Annotated in this window: 16 protein-coding genes; 7 read left to right on the top strand and 9 right to left on the bottom strand. The window is 75.7% G+C overall.

Annotation, left to right across the window (positions count from 1 at the left end; all coding sequences use genetic code 11):
• Window positions 1–3: 3 nt before the first annotated feature.
• The gene (locus ABTW95_RS13645) at window positions 4–2,475 is read left to right on the top strand and encodes a GMC oxidoreductase (protein ID WP_500226400.1); all 2,472 of its coding nucleotides are present in this window, start codon (window positions 4–6) and stop codon (window positions 2,473–2,475) included.
• A gap of 159 nt (window positions 2,476–2,634) precedes the next feature.
• Here ABTW95_RS13645 and ABTW95_RS13650 read toward each other — a convergent pair whose 3' ends face one another.
• From ABTW95_RS13650 to ABTW95_RS13660, 3 genes are all read right to left on the bottom strand, one after another.
• Entirely contained in the window at window positions 2,635–3,084 is a 450-nt protein-coding gene (locus ABTW95_RS13650; RefSeq protein WP_396446893.1) for an SRPBCC family protein, read from the bottom strand.
• Window positions 3,085–3,149: 65 nt separating this feature from the next.
• Window positions 3,150–3,578, bottom strand: coding sequence for a PPOX class F420-dependent oxidoreductase (locus ABTW95_RS13655; protein ID WP_396446892.1), 429 nt, complete (start codon window positions 3,576–3,578; stop codon window positions 3,150–3,152).
• A 67-nt stretch (window positions 3,579–3,645) separates the two neighbouring features.
• Window positions 3,646–4,365 (bottom strand): hypothetical protein, encoded by a 720-nt coding sequence (locus tag ABTW95_RS13660; protein WP_396454042.1) that lies wholly within the window; start codon window positions 4,363–4,365, stop codon window positions 3,646–3,648.
• Window positions 4,366–4,693: 328 nt separating this feature from the next.
• Between ABTW95_RS13660 and ABTW95_RS13665 the strand changes: the two genes are divergently transcribed.
• From ABTW95_RS13665 to ABTW95_RS13675, 3 genes are all read left to right on the top strand, one after another.
• Window positions 4,694–5,290 carry a sigma-70 family RNA polymerase sigma factor gene (locus ABTW95_RS13665; protein ID WP_500226401.1) on the top strand — a complete coding sequence of 199 codons (597 nt, stop codon included), beginning with the start codon at window positions 4,694–4,696 and terminating at the stop codon, window positions 5,288–5,290.
• The gene (locus ABTW95_RS13670; protein WP_500226402.1) at window positions 5,287–6,015 is read left to right on the top strand and encodes an anti-sigma factor family protein; all 729 of its coding nucleotides are present in this window, start codon (window positions 5,287–5,289) and stop codon (window positions 6,013–6,015) included. The genes ABTW95_RS13665 and ABTW95_RS13670 overlap by 4 nt, the downstream gene beginning before the upstream one ends.
• A 134-nt stretch (window positions 6,016–6,149) precedes the next feature.
• Window positions 6,150–6,854: a hypothetical protein gene (locus tag ABTW95_RS13675; RefSeq protein WP_396454046.1), complete on the top strand. Its 705-nt coding sequence runs from the start codon at window positions 6,150–6,152 to the stop codon at window positions 6,852–6,854.
• 34 nt (window positions 6,855–6,888) lie between these two features.
• Here the strand turns inward: ABTW95_RS13675 and ABTW95_RS13680 are convergent, their stop codons facing one another.
• Both ABTW95_RS13680 and ABTW95_RS13685 read right to left on the bottom strand, forming a co-directional pair.
• Window positions 6,889–7,683 carry an ABC transporter permease gene (locus ABTW95_RS13680; RefSeq protein WP_396446886.1) on the bottom strand — a complete coding sequence of 265 codons (795 nt, stop codon included), beginning with the start codon at window positions 7,681–7,683 and terminating at the stop codon, window positions 6,889–6,891.
• Complete coding sequence (locus tag ABTW95_RS13685; RefSeq protein ID WP_500226403.1) at window positions 7,680–8,636, bottom strand: ATP-binding cassette domain-containing protein; 957 nt, start codon at window positions 8,634–8,636, stop codon at window positions 7,680–7,682. The genes ABTW95_RS13680 and ABTW95_RS13685 overlap by 4 nt, the downstream gene beginning before the upstream one ends.
• A 96-nt stretch (window positions 8,637–8,732) precedes the next feature.
• On the opposite strand from ABTW95_RS13685, the gene ABTW95_RS13690 reads away from it, so the two are divergent.
• Window positions 8,733–9,482 (top strand): TetR/AcrR family transcriptional regulator, encoded by a 750-nt coding sequence (locus ABTW95_RS13690; RefSeq protein ID WP_396446884.1) that lies wholly within the window; start codon window positions 8,733–8,735, stop codon window positions 9,480–9,482.
• Here ABTW95_RS13690 and hrpB read toward each other — a convergent pair.
• Window positions 9,469–11,976: an ATP-dependent helicase HrpB gene (gene hrpB / locus ABTW95_RS13695; RefSeq protein WP_500226404.1), complete on the bottom strand. Its 2,508-nt coding sequence runs from the start codon at window positions 11,974–11,976 to the stop codon at window positions 9,469–9,471. The genes ABTW95_RS13690 and hrpB overlap by 14 nt on opposite strands.
• A gap of 469 nt (window positions 11,977–12,445) precedes the next feature.
• Between hrpB and ABTW95_RS13700 the strand changes: the two genes are divergently transcribed.
• Window positions 12,446–13,030, top strand: a complete 585-nt coding sequence (locus ABTW95_RS13700) for an NERD domain-containing protein (protein ID WP_396446882.1) — start codon at window positions 12,446–12,448, stop codon at window positions 13,028–13,030.
• A gap of 38 nt (window positions 13,031–13,068) precedes the next feature.
• On the opposite strand, the gene ABTW95_RS13705 is transcribed toward ABTW95_RS13700, so the two are convergent.
• Together ABTW95_RS13705 and ABTW95_RS13710 are read right to left on the bottom strand one after the other, a co-directional pair.
• The gene (locus ABTW95_RS13705; RefSeq protein WP_500226449.1) at window positions 13,069–13,476 is read right to left on the bottom strand and encodes a hypothetical protein; all 408 of its coding nucleotides are present in this window, start codon (window positions 13,474–13,476) and stop codon (window positions 13,069–13,071) included.
• Between the two features lie 109 nt (window positions 13,477–13,585).
• Window positions 13,586–13,951, bottom strand: coding sequence for a hypothetical protein (locus ABTW95_RS13710; RefSeq protein WP_396446881.1), 366 nt, complete (start codon window positions 13,949–13,951; stop codon window positions 13,586–13,588).
• Between the two features lie 74 nt (window positions 13,952–14,025).
• Here ABTW95_RS13710 and ABTW95_RS13715 point away from each other — a divergent pair, with 74 nt between their 5' ends.
• The gene (locus ABTW95_RS13715) at window positions 14,026–14,742 is read left to right on the top strand and encodes a histidine phosphatase family protein (RefSeq protein WP_396454053.1); all 717 of its coding nucleotides are present in this window, start codon (window positions 14,026–14,028) and stop codon (window positions 14,740–14,742) included.
• Window positions 14,743–15,124: 382 nt separating this feature from the next.
• Here ABTW95_RS13715 and ABTW95_RS13720 read toward each other — a convergent pair whose 3' ends face one another.
• On the bottom strand, window positions 15,125–16,537 hold the full coding sequence (locus tag ABTW95_RS13720; protein WP_500226405.1) for a GAF domain-containing protein: 1,413 nt from the start codon (window positions 16,535–16,537) through the stop codon (window positions 15,125–15,127).
• Window positions 16,538–17,031 lie beyond the last annotated feature (494 nt).

Consider the following 17,031-nt stretch of genomic DNA (forward strand, 5'->3'; position numbering starts at 1 on the left):
GCCATGGAGCACGCCGACGCCGTGGTGGTCGGGTCCGGGTTCGGCGGGTCCGTCGCCGCGTACCGGCTGGCGGAGGCCGGCCGGTCGGTCGTCCTGCTGGAGCGCGGGCAGCCGTACGCACCGGGCGACTTCCCCCGCTCCCCCGCCCAGATGGGCCGGGCGTTCTGGGACCCGGCCGAGGGCCTGTACGGGATGTTCGACGTCTGGAGCTTCAAGGGCTGCGACTCGGTCGTGTCGTCCGGGCTCGGCGGCGGGTCGCTGATCTACGCGAACGTGCTGCTGCGCAAGGACGAGCGCTGGTTCGTCGACGACCGCCCGGACGGCGGCCACGCCCCGTGGCCGGTCACCCGCGCCGACCTCGACCCGCACTACGACGCGGTCGAGAAGATGATGGGCGCGACGCCCTACCCGCTGGAGCGGGTGCCGTTCGACGACACCCCGAAGTCGCACGCGATGCAGGACGCGGCGGCCGAGCTGGGGCTGGAGATCTCGCTGCCGCCGCTCGCGGTCAGCTTCGCGTCCCGCCCCGGCGGCACGCCCGGCCTGAGCCTGCCGATCGCCGACGCCGGCTACGGCAACATCCACGGCGCCGAGCGGCGGACGTGCAAGCTGTGCGGCGAGTGCGACATCGGCTGCAACGAGGGCGCCAAGAACAGCCTCGACCACACCTACCTGTCGGCGGCGGCGCACCACGGCGCCGACATCCGCACCCTGCGCGAGGTGAAGGCGATCCGGCCCCGGCCGGGCGGCGGGTACGAGGTCGACTACGTCCACCACGCCGACCTGACCGCGAAGAAGAGCCGCCCGCCCGTCCAGACGATCTCCTGCGACCGGCTGATCCTGGGCGCCGGCACCTACGGCACCACCTACCTGCTGCTGAAGTCGCGGGACGCGTTCCCGGGCCTTCCGGAGGCGCTCGGCACCCGGTTCAGCGGCAACGGCGACCTGCTGACGTTCCTGCTGCGCGCCAAGGACCGCAACCGCGTCCGGCCGCTGAACGCCAGCCGCGGGCCGGTGATCACCACCGCGATCCGGCTGCCGGACGAGCTGGACGGCGTGCCCGGCGCGGGCCGCGGCGCCTACATCGAGGACGGCGGCTACCCCGGCTTCACCGACTGGATCGTCGACAGCCTCGACCTCCGCAACGACTTCGAACGCGCGGTGAAGTTCCTGTGGAACCGGTTCACCGAGTTCTTCAAGGACGCGCCCGACACGAACCTGTCCAAGGAGATCGCCGACCTGATCGGCGACGGCGCCCTCACGGTCAGCTCGCTGCCGCTGCTCGGCATGGGCCGCGACACCCCCGACGGGCGGCTGCGCCTCAAGGGCGGGCGGCTCGCCGCCGACTGGGACCCCGAGACCAGCGAAGAGCTGTTCAACCGCGTCCGCAAGACGATGCGGGGCATCGCGGACGTGCTCGGCGCCGACTACCACGACAACCCGATGTGGTTCACCAAGCGCATCATCACCGTCCATCCGCTGGGCGGCGCCCCGATGGGCGCCCACCCGGGCGAGGGCGTCTGCGACGCCTTCGGCGAGGTGTTCGGGTTCCCGGGCCTCTACATCGCCGACGGGGCGGCGATGCCGGGTCCGGTGGGCCCGAACCCCTCGCTCACCATCGCCGCGCACGCCGACCGGCTGGCGACGCGGCTGCTGGAGGACGCGCCCGCACGGGGACGTGCGGCGGGGTCCGCGACCGCTCCGTCTGCCACGGGGGCCGAGCCGGCCGGCGGGGTCGGCTCGCACGGCGGGGCGGGGGGCAACGGCTCGATGTACGGCCCGTCGCGGGAGGTGCCGGGGGTCGTCCCCCCGCAGGAGGCACGCCCGCTCCCGGGGGGCCGCGGCGGGACACGGGGACCGTCCGCCGCGGCGGCGGGCCGTACGTCGCTGTCGTTCACCGAGGAGATGAAGGGGTTCGTCACCTACGGGGAGACCGACGCGCGGATCGGCGAGCTGGCGGAGAACCGCAGGCCCCTGTCGTTCCGGCTGACGATCACCGCGGACGACGCCGACCGCTTCCTCGCCGACCCCGAGCACGAGGCGAAGGCCGAGGGGTGGGTCGACGCGGGCGGGCACGGGGGCCGCTGCCCGGTGGAGCGGGGGACGTTCAACCTGTTCGTCGCGGACGGCGCCGAGGACCGGCGGCTGATGAAGTACCGGCTGTTCTACACCGACGGCGAGGGCCGCCGGCGGACGCTGAGCGGGTACAAGAACGTCAAGCACGGCCCGCCGACGCGGATCTGGCCGGACACGTCCACGCTCTACGTGCGGCTGCTGGACGGCCACGTCGGCGAGGACGGGGAGGCCGGCGCGGACGTCGTCGCGGCGGGGGTGCTGCACATCCAGCTGACCGACTTCGCGCGGCAGCTGACGACGTTCCGCACGTCCGGCCCGGACGGGCCGGGCAAGCTCCTGGACTTCGGCCGGTTCTTCGCCGGCGAGCTGTGGGAGGTGTACGGGCCCGATCCCGTCTGAGCGGGATCGGCGGGGGGCCGGGTTCGTGCAGGCCGAGGGAACTGCGGGGTGCTCTCGGCCTGCACCTTTTCGCCGGAGGCCGCGCGGGGGGTCGCGCGGTCTCCGGCCCTTCCCCGCACTCCGGGCGCCCTCGCGGGCCGCCCGCGGGCTGCCCGCCGGCTAGATGCCGGCGGCGCGGCGGGCGGGGCAGTCCGGCGGGCAGTTCTCGGCGTGCGCGGGCAGCCACCGGACGAACGTCTTCAGCATCAGGCCCAGCGCGAACCCCACGAGCGGGCCGGTGCCGGGGATCAGCGGCTCGAACACCGCCTCCCAGCGGATGGCGGTGCCGGAGCCGCGGGCCTCCAGGTGCACGTCGGAGCGGTAGCGGCGCACCGGCAGGCCCGACAGGGCGATGTAGCCGAAGTGCGAGTACGGCTCGTAGGCGACGGTCTGCTCGCTGGCGGGCCAGATCTTCTTGACCGTCCCGACGCCGTAGGTGGTCGTGTCGCCCTTGCGCACCTGCTTGGCGGGCGTGGGGAACTTGCCCCAGGCGCCCCACGCCTCGGGGACGGCCAGGTGCCGGAACACCTCTTCGGGCGAAGCGCTGGTGGTGGCGGTGGCCTGGATCATCACCGAACCGTAGCCAGTCGCGGACGGCCCGCACAAGGCGCGCCGCCAGGGTTATTGGCGGGCCGTCAACGCCCGATGCCGTAGAGGCGCTCGACGTGCAGGCGGACGACGAGGCGGCGGTCGGCGACCATGGCGCGCCGGTAGTCGTCCCAGTCGGGGTGCTCGGCGCGGCGGATGTCGCGGTACACCTCGATCAGCTCCTCGACCACCTCGTCGTGCGGGTCGGCGGCGACGGCGGACAGCTCGGCGGTGCCCTCGGCGACGGTGTAGGACCAGCCGTCCGCCGCGCTGACGTGCAGGCTGGCGCGCGGGTCGCGGGCCAGGTTGCGGGTCTTGGCGCGGTCGGCGGTGACGGAGACGCGGACGAGGCGGCGGTCCTCGTCGTAGTGGTAGTTGACGTTGGACAGCTGCGGCCGCCCGTCCCGCTTCAGCGTGGCCAGGACCCCGAGGTCCCGGTCCTTCAGCAGCTTCACCAGCGCCGCGTCGTCCGCCATCGTCCGCCTCCGTGGAAGAGATCCGCTTTCCCGGCGACAACCACCGGGCGCCCGGATCCCTTCCCGGTCACCGCGCCGCGGCGGCCGGGAGGGTCGGGAGGGTGAGGACGCGGGCGTGCGGCGGCGGCCCGGAGGCGGGGCCGCCGCGCTCGCCGTCCGCGGCCGCCTCCCCGCGCGCGGCGCGGCGGGCGGCGCGGCCGGTGTGGATGCGCCCGGTGTGGATGTGGCCGCGGAACACCGCGCCCTTCGCGGTGACCTTGACCGCCTGGAAGTCGTGCGGCGGCAGCGCGCAGAACCCGGTCCGGACGACGTCGTCGAACAGCGAGTCCGACACGACGTAGGCCAGGTCGCGGTCCGGGTCGCCGGTCAGCAGCCGGCGCAGCGGCCCGGCGTCCAGCAGCCGCTGCACGACGATGGGCGCGTCGCCGGCCGGCCCGAACGGCCCGGCGGTCAGTGTGCCGTGGTGCAGCGCGAGCCGGACCCGCAGCCGGAACCGGCCGGCGTTCCGGTTGGTCTCGCGCAGCGCCTCGGCGAGGCCGATGACGAAGTCGCCGGCCACCGTCGCCGGGTCGACCCCCTCCGGCAGCGTGGCCAGCTCGCCGTCGCCGCCGACCTGCTTGGCCCAGCCGCCCCGGTCGAGCCCGGCGCCGCGCGCCGCGCGGTCGAGCGCGTCGGACAGCTGCCGCTGCGCGAGCAGCTGCTCGCGCACGTCGCGCTTGCTGTACCCCTGGATGTCCACCGCCAGCAGCAGGCGGTAGCTGAGCTGTGCTTCCCCGTTTCCTTCCACTGTGCCGATCCCGCCCCTCGGTCCTGTCTGGGCGAATGGGCCCGGTGCCCGCGTTCGCTCCACGTCCTGGAGTGAGCGTCGCCCCTGCGGAGGACTCCCAGAAGGGGATCGTGTCGCCATCGTCACGCCCCTTGGACGCGGCTGCGGGGGCGTCCGCCCCGGAAGGTAAGGAAAAGGTGGCGAACTAGTTAGGGATGATCTGGAAAATCCACCACAAACCGGTCTCGGTTGAACCGGGCGGCCCCGGGGTCGCGTACTGCCTCCCAGCGTGACACCCGACACACGGTCACCGCGTCGTCCCGCCCCCGCACCCGCCCGGAGACCCCCGATGGCCCACAGATCACCGGCCGCCTCGGCCACCCGCGAACGCCCGCCCGGACCGTGGAGCTGGTTCCGCGGCCCGCAGCCCGCCGGCGGCGTGGACGACCAGGTGATCGTGACCGAGCTGTACCGCGTGTACGGGCGGCCGCTGCTGTCGTTCGTCCTGCGCCTCACCGGCGGCGACCGGCACTGGGCCGAGGACGTGGTGCAGGAGACCATGATCCGCGCCTGGCGCAGCGCGCACCAGCTCGACGAGAACGCGACCTCGCTGCTGCCGTGGCTGGCGACGGTCGCCCGCCGGATCGTCATCGACGACCAGCGGCGCAAGAACGCACGGCCGCAGGAGGCGGGCGAGGGCCCGCTGGAGAACATGCGCGTGCCCGACGGGTTGGAGGATCTGCTGCGCTCCGTCGTCGTGTCCGAAGCCCTCCTCGCGCTGTCCCCCGCCCACCGCGAGGTCCTCAACGAGACCTTCTTCCGGGACCGCTCGGTCAACGAGGCGGCCAAGCATCTCGGCATCCCCGTGGGCACCGTGAAGTCCCGGGTCTACTACGCGCTCAGGGCGCTGCGCGTCGCCCTGGAGGAGAGGGGCGTGACGCCATGAGCGCGGACATGCTGCACATCGACGTCGGCGCCTACGCCCTCGGCCTGCTGGAGGAGCCGGACCGCCGGGCGTTCGAGGCGCACCTGTCGACGTGCCTGTCCTGCCACGAGGAGCTCGGCGCGCTGCGCGGGCTGGCCGAGACGCTGGACGGCATCGGGCCGATCGCCGAGCCGGCCGACGCGATGCCGGCGCCGCCCGAGCCGGCGGTGGTGACCGATTTGATGAGGCACCGGATCAGGCGGCGGCGGTACCGCGCGGCGCGGGCGCTGGCCGCGGCCGCCGCCGGGGTCGTGCTGCTCGGCGGGGCGCTCGGCACCGGGTACACCCTCGGCGCCGACCGCGGCACGGGGGCGGCCCCGCCGTCCCGGCAGGACGACACCACGGCCGCGCTGCTGCGGGACGGGCAGCGGATGTCGGCCACCGACGCGGGCACCGGCGTCACCGGGACGGTCGCCATGCAGCAGAAGGCGTGGGGCAGCCGGATCGGGATGCAGCTCAGCAAGGTGCGGGGGCCGCTGGAGTGCGAGCTGGTCGCGGTCGACCGGCGCGGCGACCCGCACACCGTCGTCGGCTGGTCCGTGCCCGCCAAGGGCTACGGGCTGCCGGGGTCGCCGCAGCCGCAGCTGGCGCTGCAGGGCGGCACGGCGCTGCGGCCCGAGGAGATCAGCCGGTTCGAGATCCGCACGATCGGCGGGGGGCGCACGCTGCTGACCGTCCCCGCGTGACCCGCGCCCCGCGCGCGCCCGCGTGACCCGCGGCATGTCCCGGCGGCCCGGCCGCACCGGCCGCCCGGGACGTGCCGTTTCCAGGTGCGTCCTCCCCGTACGTCGCGGGCCGGGGCGTCTCCTACCCTGATGGGGTGAGTGCGACCCGGTCTTCGACAGGCCCCGAGCTGATGCTGCCGGGGCTCCGCGAGGTGTACGACGCCTACGTCCGGGAGGCCGGCGCCCTTCCCGCGCTGAACGGCCCGCTCCAGGCGGAGGTGTGGGCGTCGGCGCAGCTCGGCGCCCTGGAGGCGGCGGCCCCGCACGCGCAGGGCCGGCGCGCCGCGCTCGGCGACCTGATCGGGTGCCTGCGGGCGGCGGCGACGCCGGGCGCGCGGGCGTTCCTGCGGGCGATCGCCGCGATCGGCCCGGTGGAGGGGCGCAGGGCGGCGGGGCGCGCGGCCGACGCGCTCGCCGGCGTCCCGGCGGCGCCCTGGGAGGGGTCGCTCGGCCGGGTCGTGCCCGGCCAGGCGTGGCTGATCCAGGAGGGCCCGCTGGACGGCGACCGCCTGGTCTGCGAGTTCCGCTACGCGGGCGCGGGCACCGCCGGGATGCACGCGCTCGCCGTCCGGCTGTCCTACGGCGGCGCGCCCGCCGAGATCGTGATCGTCGGGGACGTCCCTGCGCTGATGGGCGCGGCGCGGCAGGCGATGCAGGCCGAGCTGTGCGTCGTCCAGCCCTACGACGCCGCGGCCGCGGGGGCCAGGCTCCGCGCCGCGCTGGGCGGCGCGGAGCCCCTGCCGGAGGCGTGCTACCCGGCCCTGCCGCTGGCCCGGCACCGCCTCTCCCTGCTGCCCTAGCGGCTCCCCGCCGCCCTGGCGGCTCCCTGCCGGCTCAGCGGCCCATGGCGCGGTAGCGGCGGACCGACAGCGGGACGAACACCGCCGCGATCACCAGCGGCCACACGACCGCCATCAGCACGCTGTGCTGCGCCGCCCACGAGTCGCCGGCGGCGGGTGCGCCGAACAGCTCGCGGCACGCCGTCACCGTCGACGACATGGGGTTCCATTCGGCGACCGCGCCCAGCCAGCCGGGCATCGTGCTCGGCGCGACCAGCGCGCTGGACAGGAACCCGATCGGCCACACCAGGATCTGCACGGCCACCACCGACTCGGGGCCCTTGGCCGTCAGCCCGAGGTAGACGCCCGTCCAGACGAGCGAGAAGCGCAGGAGCAGCAGGAGCCCGAAACCGGCGAGCGCCCGGGCGGCGCCGCCCTCGACGCGCCAGCCGATCAGCACGCCGCAGGCCGCCATGACGGCCAGGCCGGCGACCGCGTAGATCATGTCGGCGGCGGCGCGGCCGACCACGGCGGCGGACGGGGACATCGGCATCGTGCGGAACCGGTCGGTCACCCCCCTGGCCGCGTCGCCGGCGACGCGCACGAACGTCTCCTCGACGCCGAACGCCATCGTCAGCGCGAACATCCCGGGCACGATGAACGCCCGGTAGCTCCCGCCGCCCGGAACGTCCATCTGGCCGCCGAACAGGTAGCCCATCATCAGCACGACCATCACCGGGAACAGCAGCCCCACGGCGATCTGGCCGGGCCGCCGCCGCCAGTGCGCGAGGGCCCGGCCGGTGAGCGTCCATCCGTCGGCGACCGCCCAGCGCAGCGCCCGCGCGCTCATGCGGGCACCTCCTTCCTCTCCGTGAGGTGCAGGAACACCTCGTCCAGGGTGGGGCGGCGGAGCCCGATGTCGGCGACCTCGACGCCCGCCTCGTCCAGGGCGCGGACGGCCGCGGTCAGCGCGGCGGCCCGCCCGGTCACCGGCGCGCCGACGCGCAGGGCGTCGGCGTCCACGTCGACCTCTCCCGCCGCGACGCGGCCGATGACCGCGGCGGCCTCCGCGAGCGCGCCGGGGTCGTCCAGGACGACCTCGATCCGGTCGCCGCCGAGCCGCCCCCTCAGCTGGTCGGGGGTCCCCTCGGCGATGACGCGGCCGCGGTCGATCACCGAGATGCCGGACGCGAGCCGGTCGGCCTCCTCCAGGTACTGGGTGGTCAGCAGGACGGTCGTGCCGCCGTCCACCAGCGCGCGGACCGCGTCCCAGACCTCGTTGCGGCCGCGCGGGTCGAGACCGGTCGTCGGCTCGTCGAGGAACAGCACCGGCGGCGCGAGGATCATCGACGCGGCGAGGTCGAGGCGCCGCCGCACGCCGCCGGAGTACTCCCCCGCGGGCCTGCCGGCGGCGTCGGTGAGCCGGAAGCGCTCCAGCAGCTCGTCCGCCCGCCGCCGCGCCTCCCGGGCGCCGAGGTGGTACAGGCGGCCGAACATGACGAGGTTCTGCCGCCCGCCGAGCACCTCGTCGACCGCCGCGTGCTGCCCGACGAGGCCGATGCGCCGCCGCACCTCGCCCGCCTCGCGGACGACGTCGTGCCCGGCCACCCATGCGCGGCCGCCGTCCGGCCGGGCCAGCGTGGTCAGCACGCGGACGGCGGTGGTCTTGCCCGCGCCGTTCGGCCCGAGCAGCCCGTGCACGGTGCCGGCGGGCACGCGCAGGTCCAGCCCCGCGAGGGCCTCGGTGTCCCCGTAGCGCTTGCGCAGCCCCTCGGCGACGACCGCGGACCGTGGTTCGGCCATGCGCCCCTCCCAAAATTATGTACGCAGTACGGAATTACTGCTCGCGGCCAATATAACGTACGCCGTACAGAGTTTCATCCCTGAGAGGATCGGGGCGTGACCGAGTACAGCGGGGGCGGCGACCCGAGGCGCACCCTGGAGCTGCTGTGGGGCGTGCGGGAGCGGCCCAGGAGGGGCCCCAAGCCGCGGCTGACCGCCGAGGAGATCGTCCGGGCCGCGATCGCGCTGGCCGACGCCGAGGGCCTGGACGCCCTGTCCATGCGCCGCATCGCCGACGAGCTCGGCGTCTCGCCCATGTCGATCTACACCTACGTCCCCGGCAAGGCCGAGCTGATCGACCTCATGGTCGACCGCGCGTTCGGCGAGCTGACCCCGCCCGACGCGGACACGTGGCGCGCGCGGCTGGAGCACATCGCCCGCGACGACTGGGCCCTGTACCACCGGCACCCGTGGCTGCTGCGGATCACGACGGTCCGCCCGCCGCTCGGCCCGAACTCGGTCGGCAAGTACGAGTTCGAGCTGCGCGCCGTGGACGGCCTCGGCCTCACCGACCTGGAGATGGACTCGGTGGTCGCGCTGGTCACCGGCTTCGCCGAGAGCGCGGCCCGCGTCTCGGTCAACGCCGCAGAGGCCGAGCGGCGCAGCGGCATGACCGACGCGCAGTGGTGGGAGACGGTGGCGCCCGTGCTCGCCCCGCTGATGGACGAGGCCGACTACCCGCTCGGGTCCCGGGTCGGCAAGGCGGCCGGGCAGGAGTACGACGCCGCCGTCGCGCCCGGCCGCGCGTTCGAGTTCGGCCTCGCCCGCATCCTGGACGGCATCGAGGTCCTGATCAGCTCCCGCTAGCCCGCTTGGTGCGCTTCGTCGGGACGGCGCCCGCGGGGTCCTCGGGCCACGGGTGCTTCGGGTAGCGGCCGCGCAGCTCGGCCCGCACCGCCCGGTACCCCTCCCGCCAGAACGAGGCGAGGTCGGCGGTGACCGCGGCGGGACGCCCCGCCGGCGACAGCAGGTGCACCACCAGCGGCACCCGCCCGCCCGCCAGCGAGGGCGCGGCGTCCCAGCCGAACAGCTCCTGCAGCTTCACCGCCAGGACGGGCCGCTCCCCGGAGTAGTCGACGCGGACCCGCGAACCCGACGGCACCTCCACGCGCTCGGGCGCGTACTCCTCAAGCAGCTTGGCCTGGTCCCACGCCAGCAGGCCGCGCAGCGTCCCCGCCATGTCGATCCGCGCCAGGTCGGCCCGCCGCCGCGCGCCCGCCAGCCACTCCGGGGCCCGCTCCAGCAGCGCCGCGTCGCCGACGTCCGGCCACGGCTCGCCGAGCGCCGCGCGCAGGAACGCCAGCCTGCGGCGCAGCGCCACGGCGCCGGGCGTCCAGGTGAACAGCCCCAGCCCTTCGGCGCGCACGCCGTCCAGCAGCGCGGCCCGCACCGCCTCCGGGGCGGGGTCGCGCAGCGGCCGGGCGGCCAGCTCGATCGCGCCGAGCCGCTCGACGCGCCGCGCCGCCACGTCCCCGTCCCGCCAGGCGACCTCCTCCGACGTCTCCAGCAGCGGCGCCGCCGCGGCCCGCGCCGCGTCCTCGTCGATCGCCACCGCCCGCCGCACCCGCGCCGACGCCGACCCGGCCGGCCGGTCGGCCTCCGCGACGACGAGCCACTCGGGACGCGCCCCGGCCAGCGCCGACCCGTCCGCGAGCACGGCGCCCGTCCCGGACGCCATCAGGTACCCGCTCCCCCGCCGCCGCGCCACCCGCTCCGGGAACGCCAGCGCCACCACGGTCCCGGCCACGTGGTCGTCCCCTCGCCCGCCCCCAGGCCGCCGCTCGTCGCCGGCCGGCGACGGGGGGACGGCCCGGCGGAGGCGGGCGGCCTCGTCGCGCCAGCGGGCGGCGTGGGCGTCGGCGGGGCGCCCGCCGGCGCGGAGGGCGCGCCAGGCGGCGGTCAGGTCGTCGCCCGCCGAGCGGGGCGGCGGCTCGGACAGCAGGGCGACGATCTCGGCGGCGGCGCGGGCGCCCACCTCGGGGGCGCCGTCGAGCAGGGCGCGGGCCAGCCGGGGGTGCAGCCCCACGCCGGCGAGGCGGCGGCCCCGGTCGGTGACGCGGCCGTCCTCGACGGCGCCGAGGGCGCGCAGCACGGCGCGGGCGGCGTCCATCGCGGCGCGCGGCGGCGGGTCGAGGAGCGCGAGGCCGTCCGCGGCGGGGTCGCCCCAGCAGGCCGCCTGCAGGGCGAAGCCGGTGAGGTCGGCCAGCTCGATCTCGGGGCGGGGTCGGGCGGGCAGGCGGTCGTGCTCGGCCTGCGTCCAGCACCGGTACACGGTGCCGGGCGCCTCGCGTCCGGCGCGGCCGGCGCGCTGCTCGGCGGTCGCCCGGGACGCGCGGACCGTCGTGAGCGACCCCAGGCCGCGGGCGTGGTCGGTACGGGGCTCGCGGGCGAGCCCGGAGTCGACGACCGCGCGGACGCCGGGCACGGTCAGGCTCGACTCGGCGACCGACGTGGCGAGGACGACGCGGCGGCGGGACGCGGGCGCGAGCACCTCGTCCTGCACGGCGCGCGGCGCCCGGCCGTGGATCTGCAGGACGTCGGCGGGCAGCCCGCCGAGCAGCCCGGCGACGCGGGCGATCTCGCCGGCGCCCGGCAGGAAGCACAGGACGTCGCCGTCGCGTTCGGCCACCGCGCGGCGGACGGTCGCGGCGACGTGCGCCAGGAAGGCGGGGTCGACGCGCAGGCCGTGCGGCGGCGGGACCGGGCGGGCCGGCGGCGCCCAGACCGTCTCGACCGGGTGCAGCGCGGCCTCGGTCTCCACCACGGGCGCGTCGCCGAGGAGGCGCGCCCACGGGCCGGTGTCGGCGGTCGCGGACGCGGCGACCAGGCGCAGGTCGGGGCGGAGCGCCGCACGGACGTCGAGCAGGAACGCCAGCGCGGTGTCGGCGTCCAGGTGCCGCTCGTGGCACTCGTCGAGGATCACGGTGCCGACGCCGGCCAGTTCGGGATCGGACTGCAGGCGCTGCAGGACGACGCCGGTGGTGACGACGTCCACGCCGGTGCCGGGGCGGTTCTCCCCCCGGACGGTGACGCCGATCCGCCCGCCGACGCGTTCGCCGAGCAGCCACGCCATCCGCCGGGCGGCGGCGCGGGCGGCGAGCCGGCGGGGTTCCAGGACGAGGACCTTCCCGGCGGCGGGCGGGCCGCCGAGGGCGAGGCCGGCGAGGGCGAGCGGGACGAGGGTGGTCTTGCCGGTGCCGGGCGGCGCCGCCAGCACCGCCGCGCCCGCGTCGGCCAGCGCCGCGCGCAGCGCGGGCACGGCACGGCGGACGGGCAGGTTCTCGGCGGCGCTGAGGTGCATCGCCCCAGTCTGCCGCGCCCCGCGCCGGCGGCGAAATACATTGCACCGAAAAAGGCTCCGATGGTTGCGATGGAAGTTGCATCGAGCCTTTCATCCATTCACCCGGGGGATGTTCCGGATTCTTCCCGGAACCGCCGCCGCCAACCCACCATGAAAGAGCAGGTGAGCAATGATTTCAAGCCCGCGGAGTCACTTGGGAGTTTGATATTAGTCACCCCGCGAACTGTAGCGGCAATGCCTTGACCGTCCCCATAATGAAGGCGTCACCGCAGGTGCTGGGAGGTTCGGCATGTTCGGCAGCTCCATCTACCTCAGAGATCGGGCCGCGTTCACGGGCGGTTCGCCGCAGGCGGTGTACGAGGAGCTGTGGCAGCGTGGCCGAAAAGGGAGATTGCGGACCCGCGCATTTCTGGCGACGGCGACGCTCATACTGTGCGGACTGCTCGTCAACGCGGTTTTCGGAATCGTGATGGGCCTTTTGGTGGCGGCCGCCGACGTGTTCGTCCATTGGCGCGTCTACCACGCGTCGCGGGTGTGGCGGCTCGGGCTGCGCGGCGCCGAGCGCACGGACCGGATGCTGCACTGGACGCTGGAGCGGCGCGGCCACCGGGTGCTGCACGCGCGGACCGTCCCCGGGCACGGCACCGCCGACGAGCTGCTGATCGGGCCGGGCGGGGTGTGGCTGATCCACAACGAGGCGTGGCACCCGGACGCCGAGATCTCCCACCACGGCGGCAGGCTGTTCATCGACGGCCGCACCCAGTCCAAGCTGGTCGCGGAGCTGACGGGCCGCGCCGAGGCGGCGGCCCTGGAGATCTCCCGCGTCGCCGAGGTGCCGGTTCAGGTGACGCCGGTGCTGGCCGTGCACGGCGGCAGGCTCGTCCGCACCCCGTTCAGCGCGGACGGCATCGTGTTCGCGCCGCCGCTGAAGCTCATCCGCTGGATGAGCCGCAACCCGACCGCCGACCTGTCGCCGGACGAGGTCGAGGCCGTCACCCGGGCGGCCGTGCACGCCCTGCCCATCGGCGGCCGCTCACTGTCGGCCGCGGCCTGACCAGGGGGAATGAGATGAGACACCTGTGGCCGGAGGGCTCACTCGCCGCCGCCCACAGGGCGCCCACCGCCCGCGAGGGTCCCGCCGGCCGCGCGGGCGGTGCGGCGCAGCCACAGCAGTCCCACGACCGGCAGCACCAGCGGGACGAAGCCGTAGCCGCGCCCGTACATGGACCAGACGGTCTCGTCGGGGAACGCCGCCGGGTCGGCGACGCTGAACGTCCCCACCACCAGCACCCCGGCCAGCTCGATCGAGCAGGCGGCGACGGCGACCCGGAACGACGTCCGGCCGCCGCGGGCCAGCGCGACCGTCGCGAGGACGTAGACGGCCGCCGCCAGCGCCGACAGGACGTAGGCGAGCGGCGCCTCGGAGTACTTGACGGCGATCTGCACCGCCGCCCGCGCGCCGGCCGCGAGCGCGAAGACCGCGTAGACGGCGACCAGCAGCCGTCCCGGACCCGTCGCGGTGCTGGGGCGGGTCCCGCCGCCCGCGCGGACGCCGGCGTCGGCGCGGGCGCCGCCGTCCGCGCGGGCCTCGGGCCGGACGTGTTCGGGCTCAGACACCGGTGCCGCTCCACAACTGGTTCATCCGGACGACCATGACGGCGACGGCCACCCCCGCGATCACGATCACGCCGGAGCCCCACCGGGTGCGCTCCAGCAGCCCCCAGCCCGCGCCCGCGGCGGGGACGAGCAGCGACCCGAGCAGGTAGCCGACGAAGGTCGCGGACCCGTCGGGGCCCTCCCCGCCGGACAGCTTGACGAACCCCACGACGACCTGCGCGATCAGCAGCGCCTCCAGGACGCCCAGCGCGATCAGGTGCCCGAGGTCCATCGCCCGGTTGCGCAGCGTCGCCACCAGCGCGTAGGCGGCGGTCAGCAGCGCCACCACGATGATCACGGTGCCCAGGACGTCCGTCACGGCACCGAGAGTACTACCGCCTGTAGTGCACAGCGGCACCGCACCGGGCCGCCGCGGCGCGCCGGCGTGGCAGCATGGCGGGCGTGAGATCGCTTCAGTGGCTGAACCTGACCCGGCACGGCGAGAGCACCGGCAACCTGGCCTACCAGGCGGTGCACGGCACCGACGCCGAGGAGGCCGGCATTACCGAACGGGACGCCGACATCCCCCTGACGGACACCGGCCGCGCCCAGGCCGCGACGCTCGGCCGCCGGCTCGCCGCGCTCCCCGCCGCCGAGCGCCCCACGCACGTCGTCGCCTCGCCCTACCTGCGCGCCCTTGACACCGCGAAGATCGCTCTCGCGCAGACCCCCTACGCCGGCGACCTCACCCTGCGGGTGGACGAGCGGCTCCGCGACCGCGAGCAGGGCGCCCTGCAGGGCCTCACCGCGCGCGGCGTCGAGCGCCGCTTCCCCGAGGAGGCGGCCCGGCTGAAGCAGCTCGGCAAGTTCTACTACCGCCCGCCCGGCGGCGAGTCATGGGCCGACCTGGCGCTGCGGCTGCGCAGCTTCTACCGCGACCTGGAGGCCGACGCCCCCGGCGGCCGCGTCCTGGTCGTCACCCACGACGCGATCATCGTCATGACCCGGTACCTGGTGGAGGACCTCACCGAGAAGGACATCATGGAGATCGAGCGGCAGCCGATCGCCAACGCCTCCCTCACCCGCTGGCGCGGCGACGGCTCCGAACTCCAGGCCGTCTGCTACAACGACGCCAGCCACCTGAGCGGCATCGGCGCCCCGACCCCCTGACCCGCCCCCTCCCTGTCGGCGGCCCACCACGCGGAGCGGCACGCCAACGATCCAGCGTCGCCGAGGCCGGTCGCCACCGAGGCCCCGACCTCGCAGGGCGGCACGGCTGGGTTGGCCGTTGACTAGGCGGTCACCACCGGGTGCCTCCACCCGCGGGACAGCGCGTCCACGGTCCGCCGCTGAGAAGACGAACACCATCAGACAGCCCCGAACCCGCAGGGCGGCACCTGCGATTCACCGTCGCCGAGGCCGGTCGGCTCGAGGGCCCCCGGCCAGGAGACGGTCACCATCGGGCAGCACGAACCCACAGGACAGCACACCTGCGGTCCGCCGTTGACGAGGCCGGTCGGCTCGGGTGAACCCGGTCAGGCAGGCGGTGCGGTCATGGTCCGCCGTTGAGGAGGCGGTCGCTGCGGGAGGCGACGGCGACGTGGCGCGGGTCGCCCACCGGGAGGACGGCGCGGAGACGTTCCAGGGCCTCCAGGTCGGTGCGGCCCGGCTCGGTCTGCGCGTAGGCCCACAGCGCGTCGGCGCCGCCCCGGTCCAGGGCCTGGCGCCGCACCCGCACCGCCAGCTCGTCGCGTTCGGCGCGGATCGCGGGCGCGTCGGAGCGGGGCAGCAGCTCTCCCCCGTACAGCCGCACCGCGGCGCCGACGTCGCCCTCGTCCAGCAGGCGCCGGACGGTGAGGAAGTCGGCCTCGACCGCGCAGCCGAGCCGGTAGGGGCGGGCGCGGACGATGCCGCCGAGCTGCTGGCGCAGCCGGTGGATCTCGGGGCGGACGGTCGCGGAGCTGCCGTCGTCGCCGTACAGGTACAGCGAGAGCCGGTCGCCGCTCAGCCCGTGCGGGTGCAGCGCGAGCAGCGCGAGGATCTCGGCGTGCCGCAGCGTCAGGTCGAACCGCCGCCCGTCCAGCAGCGCGTGCGGCGTCCCGTCGCCGAGCAGCGACAGCGTCAGCAGCGGCCCGGACGCCGGGTGGGCCGGCGCGTTCGCCACCACCCGGCCGGTCGGCCGCAGCAGGAACGCCTCGCCGAGCGGCTCGGCGACGGCGACGCGGCCGTCCGGCAGCGCGACCGCCGCGCCGGGCTCGGGGGCGGGCACCCGGCGGCCCCGCAGTCCGGGCGCGCCCGCCGCGAGGATCCGGCCGGTGGCGGTGACCAGCACGCCCGCCTCGCCGAGCCCGCGCAGGTGCGGCAGCAGCCGCTCGCGCGTCCGCTCGTCGCGCGCCATCATCTCGTTCTCCAGCCGCGACTCGGCCAGCCGCGCGGCGGCGGCGACCAGCGCCACCATGGCCGGATGCAGCGCCGGCACGGTCGCGCTGACGTCGATGCAGCCGATGACCCGCGCCGAGTCGGGGTCGATGATCGGCGCGCCGGCGCACGACCAGCGGTGCAGGATGTGCGCGACGTGCTCGGCGGCGTAGACGTACTCGGGCCGCCCGGTGGCGAGCGCGGTGCCGATCCCGTTGGTGCCGATGACGTCCTCCGACCAGCGGAACCCCTCGGCGAGCCCGATCGCGTCGGCGGCGCGGCGGGCGGCGGGCGGGCCCTGCGTCCACAGCACGCGCCCGGCCGCGTCGGTGATCACCATCAGGTGCTCGGTCTCGTCGGCGACCCCGCGCAGCAGCGCCTCCAGCATCGGCAGATGCGGGCGGAGCGGATGCGCGCCGCGGGCGTCGGCGAGCGAGTCGCGCTCGAATGCCAGCGGCGCCGCCTCGACGGCGGCGTCGACGCCGGCCTCCCGGGAACGCCGCCAGGACGCGGAGATGAGCGGACGGACGGTCACCGGATCGTGCATCCCCCTCAGTCCTTTCCCCCGGAGAGAACCTCGGCCCGTCTGAGGATCGGTCCACCGGCGGGTTCCGCGCAACCGATTCCACGGATCCCGCACGGCCGGATCAGGACACGCTCCGTGATCGCCTGATCGCAACGTGCATGCAACGTGCAGACGCATACCGTGGCGGCGGCCGGGGGACGAAGGGCCATCCTGTGGGTCCCGCCGTCCCGTCGCGCGTCCGGGGGGAATGCGCGCGGGGCGGCGGGCCGGACCCAGCGGGCGCGCGGGGGGCTCCCGGCCTCACGGGGAGGATGAACACCGCATGCTCTGCCTGACCTGCCACCGTGTCCGCCCGGCGCTCAGCCAGGCCGACTACACCGCCGAACGCGCCTGGCTCATCGTGACCCGGGGACTGTGCACGTGCAGCCCGCCGCCGGCCGCCCGGAAGCGGCGCCCGCCGACCGCCCGAAAACCTGCGCGGTCGTCCAAATAAACATCTGACTTCACAAAATCTT

This window comes from Spirillospora sp. NPDC127506 (assembly GCF_040302145.1).
Taxonomy (GTDB): domain Bacteria; phylum Actinomycetota; class Actinomycetes; order Streptosporangiales; family Streptosporangiaceae; genus Spirillospora.

Coding starts and splice junctions, on each gene's coding strand:
- ABTW95_RS13645 (WP_500226400.1), top strand. CDS start 4: ATGGAGCACGCCGACGCCGTGGTGGTCGGGTCCGGGTTCGGCGGGTCC.
- ABTW95_RS13650 (WP_396446893.1), bottom strand. CDS start 3,084: ATGATCCAGGCCACCGCCACCACCAGCGCTTCGCCCGAAGAGGTGTTC.
- ABTW95_RS13655 (WP_396446892.1), bottom strand. CDS start 3,578: ATGGCGGACGACGCGGCGCTGGTGAAGCTGCTGAAGGACCGGGACCTC.
- ABTW95_RS13665 (WP_500226401.1), top strand. CDS start 4,694: ATGGCCCACAGATCACCGGCCGCCTCGGCCACCCGCGAACGCCCGCCC.
- ABTW95_RS13670 (WP_500226402.1), top strand. CDS start 5,287: ATGAGCGCGGACATGCTGCACATCGACGTCGGCGCCTACGCCCTCGGC.
- ABTW95_RS13680 (WP_396446886.1), bottom strand. CDS start 7,683: ATGAGCGCGCGGGCGCTGCGCTGGGCGGTCGCCGACGGATGGACGCTC.
- ABTW95_RS13685 (WP_500226403.1), bottom strand. CDS start 8,636: ATGGCCGAACCACGGTCCGCGGTCGTCGCCGAGGGGCTGCGCAAGCGC.
- hrpB (WP_500226404.1), bottom strand. CDS start 11,976: ATGCACCTCAGCGCCGCCGAGAACCTGCCCGTCCGCCGTGCCGTGCCC.
- ABTW95_RS13700 (WP_396446882.1), top strand. CDS start 12,446: ATGGGCCTTTTGGTGGCGGCCGCCGACGTGTTCGTCCATTGGCGCGTC.
- ABTW95_RS13715 (WP_396454053.1), top strand. CDS start 14,026: ATGGCGGGCGTGAGATCGCTTCAGTGGCTGAACCTGACCCGGCACGGC.
- ABTW95_RS13720 (WP_500226405.1), bottom strand. CDS start 16,537: ATGCACGATCCGGTGACCGTCCGTCCGCTCATCTCCGCGTCCTGGCGG.